At 56.8% G+C, this 8,993-nt stretch carries 7 protein-coding genes and 2 tRNA genes; 6 read left to right on the top strand and 3 right to left on the bottom strand.

Annotated features, from left to right (window positions below):
- Positions 1-32: 32 nt before the first annotated feature.
- Positions 33-746: a TetR/AcrR family transcriptional regulator gene (locus tag CQ018_RS09885; RefSeq protein ID WP_105549847.1), complete on the bottom strand. Its 714-nt coding sequence runs from the start codon at positions 744-746 to the stop codon at positions 33-35.
- A gap of 70 nt (positions 747-816) precedes the next feature.
- Between CQ018_RS09885 and CQ018_RS09880 the strand changes: the two genes are divergently transcribed.
- Genes CQ018_RS09880 through CQ018_RS09870 form a run of 3 tightly spaced genes read left to right on the top strand, consistent with a single transcriptional unit; the run spans position 817 to position 4,340 of the window.
- Positions 817-2,121 carry an acetyl-CoA C-acetyltransferase gene (locus CQ018_RS09880; RefSeq protein ID WP_105549800.1) on the top strand — a complete coding sequence of 435 codons (1,305 nt, stop codon included), beginning with the start codon at positions 817-819 and terminating at the stop codon, positions 2,119-2,121.
- 2 nt (positions 2,122-2,123) lie between these two features.
- Positions 2,124-3,461, top strand: coding sequence for a 3-oxoacyl-ACP reductase (locus CQ018_RS09875; RefSeq protein ID WP_105549799.1), 1,338 nt, complete (start codon positions 2,124-2,126; stop codon positions 3,459-3,461).
- Positions 3,462-4,340: a MaoC/PaaZ C-terminal domain-containing protein gene (locus tag CQ018_RS09870; RefSeq protein WP_105549798.1), complete on the top strand. Its 879-nt coding sequence runs from the start codon at positions 3,462-3,464 to the stop codon at positions 4,338-4,340.
- Between the two features lie 115 nt (positions 4,341-4,455).
- Here CQ018_RS09870 and CQ018_RS09865 read toward each other — a convergent pair whose 3' ends face one another.
- Positions 4,456-5,280 (bottom strand): hypothetical protein, encoded by an 825-nt coding sequence (locus tag CQ018_RS09865; RefSeq protein WP_105549797.1) that lies wholly within the window; start codon positions 5,278-5,280, stop codon positions 4,456-4,458.
- A gap of 195 nt (positions 5,281-5,475) precedes the next feature.
- Complete coding sequence (locus CQ018_RS09860) at positions 5,476-6,798, bottom strand: glycosyltransferase (protein ID WP_308729108.1); 1,323 nt, start codon at positions 6,796-6,798, stop codon at positions 5,476-5,478.
- Positions 6,799-7,081: 283 nt separating this feature from the next.
- Between CQ018_RS09860 and CQ018_RS09855 the strand changes: the two genes are divergently transcribed.
- The 3 genes from CQ018_RS09855 to CQ018_RS09845 all read left to right on the top strand — a co-directional run bounded on the left by CQ018_RS09855 (position 7,082) and on the right by CQ018_RS09845 (position 8,961).
- Positions 7,082-7,164, top strand: a tRNA-Leu gene (locus CQ018_RS09855).
- 208 nt (positions 7,165-7,372) lie between these two features.
- Positions 7,373-7,455 (top strand) — tRNA-Leu (locus CQ018_RS09850).
- A 180-nt stretch (positions 7,456-7,635) separates the two neighbouring features.
- A complete protein-coding gene (locus tag CQ018_RS09845) occupies positions 7,636-8,961 on the top strand; it encodes a M20/M25/M40 family metallo-hydrolase (RefSeq protein WP_105549796.1) in 1,326 nt (441 codons plus the stop codon).
- Positions 8,962-8,993: the final 32 nt, after the last annotated feature.

Genomic DNA, 8,993 nt, shown 5'->3' with positions numbered 1-8,993 from the left:
GTACTGAAAAGTCTTGTTGCGCTGCGAGTGATTTAGCTGGCTTTACCCGAAGCCTGATGTGCCACTCCGTGGGTGAGCCATTCGGTGATGCTTTGGGCAAGGTCTTCGATGCTGGGGCGCTGCTCATCATCGGGGGCACGTAGCCAAAGTTCTCCGGCGGCACGAACCATGCCGATGGATGCCCGTGGCCATAGTTCGAGGGCCGGACTTGCACTTCCGCCGGGGCCAATGCCGATGTAGTCGTGCATGCGATCGCGCATCATCGAGGTGAGTTCCTCGAAGAAGTCATTTAGTGCGCCTTCGCGGACGCGTCCGCCGGCTCCGGCCGGGTCGGTAAGCACGTCGGTTGCCGGTGATGCTGTGACAAAGAAGTAGACGTTTGGCGAGTTTGCGGCCATCTTCAGGTAGGCGAGCATCATTGCATGCAGCGCATCTGATGGTTCCGTTGAGTTGCGTCCGGCAGTAATGACTCCGGCACGGAATTTGCCGATGACGTATTCGCCCACCGCGTGCCGTAACCCGTCCTTGTCGCCGAAGTAGCGGTAGAACACCGACTTGCTGGTGTTGGCCTGGGTGGCGATGTCGTCCATTGACGCACCGGGGCCCAGAAGGTGGATGGCGCGACGTGCAAGCCTGATGAGTTCGAGGCGGCGGGCGGCCCGGTGGGCGTCCCAGCGTGCTGAGCGGCCGTCACCGTTTGGTTCGAGCTGTTGCGACGATGCCTCGTCGACCGATTGGATGTTCACGATACCCAGCGTATCAGGTACGCTGGGTATCAGTAACACATCTCACATTTCTCTTTCAGGAGTTTCTTACATGAGTGCACAGTCCGATACCCCGGCAATCCGCCAAGCCGTCATCATCGGCGGCAACCGAATTCCTTTCGCCCGCTCAAATGGCGCCTACGCCAAGGCCAGCAATCAGGACATGTTCACCGCAGCACTCGACGGACTCGTGGCACGCTTTGGGCTGCAGGGCCAGCGCATTGGTGCAGTTGCCGGCGGTGCGGTGCTCAAGCACTCCAAGGACTTCAACCTCATGCGCGAATGCGTACTGGGCTCCTCACTTGCCTCCGACACTCCCGCCTACGATGTGCAAATGGCCTGTGCCACCGGAATGGAAGCCATCGGCTCGTTGGCCAACAAGATCAAGCTCGGTCAGCTGGATTCGGGGATCGGCGGAGGCGTTGATACAACCTCCGATGCGCCCATCGCCGTTTCCGAGGGCCTGCGCTCCATGCTCTTGGAACTCTCACGCGCTCGCTCAACCTCGGCCAAGCTCAAGGCCATGAGTAAGTTCCGCCCCTCATTCCTGGCACCCAACGCACCGGGCACCGGCGAACCACGCACCGGGCTGTCGATGGGGGATCACCAGGCGTTGACCACCAAGGCCTGGAACATCACCCGCGAGGCACAGGACGAGTTGGCTCTTGCCAGCCACAAAAACCTTGCCGCTGCCTATGAACGGCACTTCTTTGACGATCTGATCACCCCGTTCGCCGGAGTCTCCAAGGACACCAACCTGCGCGGGGATTCGACCATCGAGAAGCTCGGCAGCCTGAAGCCGGTCTTTGGCAAAAGCCTTGGCGATGCGGCAACCATGACGGCGGGCAACTCGACGCCATTGACCGATGGTGCCTCCGCAGTGTTGCTGGGTTCCGAAGCATTCGCCCGTGAAAATGATCTGCCCATGCTGGCAAACTTCGTTGACTTTGAGGCCGCAGCCGTCGACTTTGTGCACGGCGCCGAAGGACTGCTCATGGCTCCGGCCTATGCCGTGGCACGCATGCTCAAGCGCAACAACCTCACCCTGCAGGACTTTGACTTCTACGAAATCCACGAGGCCTTCGCCGGCACCGTGCTTTCCACTCTGGCGGCTTGGGAAGATGAAGAATTCTGCAAAAACAAGCTCGGACTCGATGCCCCACTGGGTGCCATTGATCGATCCAAACTCAATGTCACCGGATCCTCGCTGGCCGCGGGCCACCCATTCGCCGCAACCGGCGGACGCTTGGTGGCTACCCTTGCCAAGATGCTGCATGAAAAGGGCTCGGGCCGAGGACTCATTTCCGTGTGCGCCGCCGGCGGACAGGGCGTCGTAGCAATCCTGGAGGCACGCTAACAATGGCCGATAAGTACCTTGAACTAGTCAATTCCGGTTTCACCAAAAACCTTGCCAAGACCTTGGGACTGCCGCGTCCCTCGATTCTGCGCCGCTACGAACCCGGCGCGCCACTGGTCCCCGGACCGGTCCTGTTGCTGGGCGGCTCACCACAGGCTCAAAACATCTCCGACACCCTGCTGGGCTGGGGGCTAGATGTGCGCAGGCATGCGGTGGGCGAAGGCAAAATTGGTGCAATCATCCTGCTACTCGATGAAGTAAGCACACCGGGTGAACTCTCCGAACCCATGCTCGCCGCAGGACACGCGCTGCGCCAGCTGGCTCCCGGAGGACGCGTTGTCTCGATCAGCCGCAAGGCCCTCGCCACGGATGCCCCGGCACTTACGGCAACCCGATCCGGTCTTCAGGGTTCCCTGCGTTCGCTGGGCCGCGAACTACGTGGTGGGGCCACGGCAAACGGCGTTGTACTCGGCGAGCGCGTCGATGCAACGGCCCCATCGGCCATTGCCGCAGTGCGCTTCCTGCTTTCGGGGCGTAGTGCCTATGTTGATGGACAGTTCTTGGAGGTTGATACCACCGACGGTGAGCTGCCGGCGAACTTTGAGAAGCCGTTGGCTGGCAAGGTTGCCGTGGTGACCGGTGCTGCGCGCGGAATTGGTGCCGCGATTGCCGCAACGTTATTCCGTGATGGGGCAACAGTTGTAGTTGTCGATGTGCCCGCCGCCGGGGATGCGCTGGCAAAGGTGGCTAACCAGGTGGCGGGAACCGCATTGCAATTGGATATCACTCGTGTCGATGCAGGTGCCGTGATTATTGATCACGCGCTAGCGCGTCACGGGAAGCTGGATATTGTTGTGCATAATGCGGGGATCACCCGCGATAAATTACTCGCCAATATGGACGCTGCGCGCTGGGATTCGGTGATCGCGGTGAATATTGAATCGCAGCTGCGGATGAATGAGACGTTCTTGGGTGCAGAACTTCCTGGCCTGCGGCTTGTTTCCTTGGCGTCGACCTCCGGAATTGCTGGTAACCGCGGGCAGACTAATTATGCTGCGTCAAAGGCCGGTGTGATGGGTATGGTCACTGCAAGCGCACAAGCTTTCGCCGCAAGCGGTGGGGGCATTAATGCCGTGGCTCCGGGATTCATTGAGACGGAGATGACGGCGAAGATCCCCGTGGCGACGCGAACAGTTGCCCGCATGTTGATGCCGTCTTTGATGCAGGGTGGTTTGCCGCTTGACGTTGCCGAGGCAATTGCATTCCTGGCTTCGGATGCTGCAGGTGGCATTAACGGTCAAACCTTGCGGGTTTGTGGGCAGTCGCTGGTGGGTGCATAAATGCGTAAGACCATCGATCTAGAACGGGTTCCGACACTTGGATCGTTGTATGCCAAGGCACTGGGTGATCGGGTCAAGGAATTGTTGCCCGGTGCTAAAACATCTTTACTTGTACTTCCCGAGGTTTCGCATCGGGTTGCTGCGCTACGCCCGGACCGGGATCAACTGGTCGCCTATCAGCGTTTGATGGGCGATACCGTGCGCGAGGAACTTCCCAGTGTCTTTGTCCATGGGTTGGTCTTCCCCGTGGCAATGTCGGTGCTGGTACGAGACGATTTCCCCTTGCCCTTATTGGGGATGGTTCATTTAGCCAACTCGGTTGAACATTTTAGGCCGATAAGCCCCAGCTCGGAGCTTGAGGTGATTGCCTACGCTACCGATCTGCGTGAACATCGATCGGGGACTCAGCTAGATATGGTTGCCGAAGTTCGTCAGGCCGATGAACTGATATGGCGTGGCGTCTCAACCTATTTGGCACGCGGTGTGTGGTTGGGCAGTAAGCCCGAGCGCGTGGCGGTGTCTCATGATGAGTTTGTGCCACCCAGACGCAGTGCATCGTGGAGCTTGGCGGCAGATACCGGCCGGGCGTATGCGGCCGTGATGGGGGATTACAACCCGATTCATCTCTCCGCATTGAGCGCCAAGGCCTTGGGTATGAAACGGGCAATAGCGCACGGTATGTATTTGGCCGGACGAACGTTGGCCTCCAGCGCACCGCACGAGGGTGGCTATACCTGGAGCATTGACTTTGCTACCCCGGTATTCTTGCCGTCACGTGTTGATGTTTCCTTTATTGAAAGCGTGGATTCCACACGCTTCTGCGGGTGGAATGCCAAGAGCGGAAAACCGCATTTCTCCGGAACAATACAGCGGCTCTAAGCACAGTGCATTTCTGAGATATGAACTAAATTTTGTGGGCAGTGACCAGATCATCGGTTGCTGCCCACCTTGTTAGGCGACTATTGCGAATTTGGGAGAAAGCGCAAGCATGTAACTACGGTTTGATCTGTGTTCCGGTGGCCCAACGATCATGCTCATCGAGATGATTGCGGCTCACCGCGGGGTTGCCCGCATCTGCCTGTGCCATGACCTCCATTTGAGCCATAAGCACGGCGGCGGACTGCCACGTGGTCAGCGAGGACGGGGGATTAACCTCGGCGTTTCGAGCGATTTCGCGACGAAATTTATCGCTAAACCCGAACATCGTGGGTACATCAATATTTCGGTCCCAGAGCCAGCGGGCCAGGGTTTTTGCCTTGGCAGCACGGTTGGCCGTTGCCTTGGTGCCGTGGCTAAACGGGTCTCCGGCGGGCAAGGATTCTAACCAGTGGGCTTGTTCGTGGGCGAACTGTCTTTGGATCAACATCGACTCTGGTTCTTCGAGGGCCAGCAGACCCATTTTCGTGAGCAGACCAGATACCTCGGTCCAGACCTCTACCGGTGGGTTTGCCGCTAAGCCGGCCGCCCGGGAAAATCGTTCGCAGCGTTCGGGGGACAAACCGTTAGTTGCCGATAGGTCGAGGTTTCTGTCCCATAGCCAGCGTGCGAGAACCTGAGACTGCGTTAGTTGGTCGGCGGAGGACACCTGCAGCGCCGGTTCGGTAGCGCCTCTTGCCTGATTCCCAACTGCTGGAACAGCGGAGAATGCTTCGTGCTGCGTTGGTTGAGGTAGCTGGGAAATAGTTTCGGCGCGCGAGATGAGCAGTTCAATTTCGCTAAGAATCGAGCCCGGTTTAAGGTCGCCTTCCGCACTGATGAGTGAGCGAATGGACAGGACCATCTGCTCGTAGGCCGCTAGGCGGTGCTGTGGCCACGTCATGGGGACTGCTCCTGGATCTTCGATTGAATCTTTGCCAAAGCGCATATTCGGGATAAATAACTTGGGATGAAGTGAGAGGTCACAACTCAACCCGACTAACCAGCAATGATCAAATCATGATGCAGGCACACGATGGCTCCTAAATCGCTGGATCTTGGGCCGATACGTGGTGGAAATTAGCTGACCGGGGACATTCTAGAAAGCTGCAGAGTCATGGAGTTCTGGCTTAGAACTGACGATAGGAGAATTCTGAGCCATCGCATAAGAGTCTAGCGATGCAAGAGCAGTTTGTTCCCACCCCATTCCGGAGGCAAATACTGCTGCTTGCTTCCCTAAACGTTTGCGTAGTTCCACATCCTCGGCCAATGACACTAGGGCTGCGGCCCATGCCTCGGGCTCATTCTCATCAACAAGAAGCCCACTCACGCCATCACGCATGGCAAAAGGCAAACCACCAACACGATGGGCAAGCACCGGGGTTCCACATGCCTGAGCTTCCAAGGCCACGAGCCCGAAGGATTCACTGTAGGAGGGCACCGCAACTACGTCGGCACATCTGAAGGCTCGAGCCAGATGTTCGGCTGGCATCGGCAAGATAAATCTGACCATATGCTCGACGGCCTCGGCCTCAACCAGTTTTTGCAGATTCAATTCTTTAGCTCCGGAACGTGCCCCAATCACCGAAAGTTTTACATCTAGATCCGGGCGTTCACGAGCAATAATCCCTAAGGCACGTACCAAGAGCTGCGGACCTTTGAGTTTTTGAATACGTCCGGCGAAGACCACACGTAATGAGGTAGACGAGCTCTCACGCTCCGGGCATACCCGAGGATGGAACACTTCAAGGTCAACGCCCGGGGCCACCACGTCAATGTGGTCGGTAGCTGTGCCGTAAAGCTGTTCTAGTTCAATGGCCTCGGCCGGGGTATTGGCTGTCAACCGATCGGCTTGCTGACAGAGCAACATTTCACCAGCGATGCGGTCAGATGATTCCTCGGTTTTTGCCGACGCCTTTTTCACCTTACCCATGGTGTGCATGGTGTGAATCAAGGGGATGCCCCAATGCTCACTGAGTTCTAGCCCCACGATTCCCGAAAGCCAGTAATGCGAATGAATGACATCGTAGGGTTCAAAATGTGCTGCATACGCGCAGATTGCATCTGCCGATGCCTGGAGATGATTTGCTAATTCCTCCTTGCTGATCTTGCCCGTTGGTCCAGCTTGAACCTCATGGCAGATCACCCCGGGCGCCATTTCAACCGAACGGTTCTCCCAAGCGGCACGAGTGAAAACATCCACGTGCGCCCCCTGTGTAGCCAAGGCGAGGGCAAGCTGACGGATGTAAACATTCATTCCACCGGCATCGCCCGATCCAGGTTGTTCCAAGGGTGAGGTGTGTAGCGAGATCATCGCAATACGCTTGGGTTGAATCAAATGATCAGACATCGTGAAGAACGCCGCCTTGTGGAAGAGGAACAATACATCGGGTACCGAGAGCAAAAGTGGATTTGTAGCCAACGAATGCACCCCCACTCATCCTAGTAACAACGAAGCGACGCAAAAGATGCCCCAGTAAACAAAAGCTTAGAAGCGGCCATGAGCATGAGGCTGCTCACATTTTGCTAACCGCGCCGTGAAATATGTGGACGAAAAGCGGAAACTTCCTTGTGAACACGGGGTTTTGCGAAGAGTAAGGGTCGAATTGGAGTCAGTGCGAACCCCATGCTAGAGTCTTATCTCGCTGCGAACGAAGGAAAAGAAGTTCTTCAAAGAATTTCACCTAAAGGTTCGTCAGTCACCAGCGAGGGTGGCGGAATGGTAGACGCGCTAGCTTGAGGTGCTAGTCCACGTTAGTGGGTGGGGGTTCAAGTCCCCTCCTTCGCACAGATCAACCCCTGATCAGATAACAATCTGATCAGGGGTTTTCTCGTTCTTAATTCAAGTCCAGGCGTCCAGATCCCCAAATTTTCTACAATCGGGACGTGAGGGGTGGTGGGTGTAAAGCCTTCGGCCAAAACCGTGCTAGAATTTTCACGCTACGAACAGCACATTGAAAGTTCATCGAACATTCAATGTGGTTCGTTAGTCACCAGCGAGGGTGGCGGAATGGTAGACGCGCTAGCTTGAGGTGCTAGTCCACGTTAGTGGGTGGGGGTTCAAGTCCCCTCCTTCGCACAGATCAACCCCTGATCAGATAACAATCTGATCAGGGGTTTTCTCGTCTCTAGGCAAAGTAGGGTCGCCCCGAGAAATGGGGGCAGAGTTTTGCTTTTATGACGCGCGCACTGATGTGAGCTGAAACTCGCTAAGGTTGAAAACGCATGCACTCACAGTGAAAGGCAGCTCCCCGAACTCATGAACGCCGAATCAACACCATCGAGTCAACTCAGCGCCGAAGACGAAGTGGCAGAGATCTGCCAGCGACTGATCCGCTTCGACACCTCAAATTTCGGAAACAATGACGGGTCGGGGGAGCGGGCCGCCGCCGAATACGTTGCCGAACTCATTAGCGAGGTCGGACTTGAACCGATCATCCTCGAATCGGCACCAGGGCGCAGCAACGTCATCGTTAGGGTCGAAGGAACGGATCAGGGTCTTGGGGCTCTGATCGTTCACGGCCATTTAGATGTTGTACCAGCATTCAAAGACGAATGGTCTGTCGACCCATTCTCGGGTGAACTTAAAGATGGCATGATCTGGGGTCGAGGAGCCGTGGACATGAAAGACATGGACGCCATGATTCTTTCGGTTCTTCGCGACATGCAACGCAAGGGAACCCGCCCCCGCCGCGATCTCATCTTTGCTTTTTTCGCCGATGAGGAAGCCGGAGGAGACTACGGAGCCAGCTGGCTTGTGGAACACCACCCAGAACTATTCGAAGGCGCCACCGAGGCAATCAGCGAGGTCGGTGGATTCTCGGCAACTATCGACGGCGAGCGCGCCTACCTGCTACAAACGGCCGAAAAGGGCATCGCCTGGCTCAAGCTCACTGCTAGCGGCAGAGCCGGGCACGGGTCACAAATCAGCGAAGCAAATGCGGTAACTCGACTCTCCAAGGCCGTCACCCGCATTGGAGAGTATCAATGGCCGATCTCCTACACCGATACCACCCGGGCCTTCCTTGAAGGAATTTCCACCATGACGGGCATCGAATTTACCGATGGTAACCCGCAGATATTGCTCAAGGAGCTGGGCAACGTTGCCCGATTCGTGGGAGCAACATTGCAAAACACCTCAAACCCCACGGCACTAAACGCCGGATACAAGCACAACGTCATCCCCGGATCCGCCGAAGCCCTGATAGACGTGAGAACCCTACCCGGGCAACACGATGAGGTCTTGGCCAAGCTACGCGAGCTTGCCGGCCCCGACATAGTGCTCAGCTCCATCCATGAAGACAGGGCTTTGGAAGTGCCATTCGCTGGCAACCTCGTAGACCACATGGTTGCGGCGTTAGGAAGAGAAGACCCCGATGCAATAGTCCTTCCATACATGCTCTCGGGCGGTACGGATAATAAGTCCCTGGCCCGCTTGGGCATCACCGGATACGGATTTGCGCCACTACGCCTGCCAGCAGAACTCGACTTCACCGGGATGTTCCATGGAGTCGACGAACGAGTGCCGGTGGACTCCCTCAAATTTGGTACTCGTGTGCTCCGCGATCTACTGATCAACTATTAGTTGCTCAGGGCATTTGAGCACCATCACAACCC

The organism is Arthrobacter sp. MYb227 (assembly GCF_002975435.1).
Taxonomy (GTDB): Bacteria; Actinomycetota; Actinomycetes; order Actinomycetales; family Micrococcaceae; genus Paeniglutamicibacter.
Note: the sequence above shows the minus strand (reverse complement) of the source record. Positions and strands in the feature narration are given on the sequence as shown.

Excerpts from the sequence above, each read along its gene's own strand:
- CQ018_RS09845 (WP_105549796.1), top strand. The coding sequence starts at position 7,636 with ATGAACGCCGAATCAACACCATCGAGTCAACTCAGCGCCGAAGACGAA.
- CQ018_RS09880 (WP_105549800.1), top strand. The coding sequence starts at position 817 with ATGAGTGCACAGTCCGATACCCCGGCAATCCGCCAAGCCGTCATCATC.
- CQ018_RS09870 (WP_105549798.1), top strand. The coding sequence starts at position 3,462 with ATGCGTAAGACCATCGATCTAGAACGGGTTCCGACACTTGGATCGTTG.
- CQ018_RS09865 (WP_105549797.1), bottom strand. The coding sequence starts at position 5,280 with ATGACGTGGCCACAGCACCGCCTAGCGGCCTACGAGCAGATGGTCCTG.
- CQ018_RS09875 (WP_105549799.1), top strand. The coding sequence starts at position 2,124 with ATGGCCGATAAGTACCTTGAACTAGTCAATTCCGGTTTCACCAAAAAC.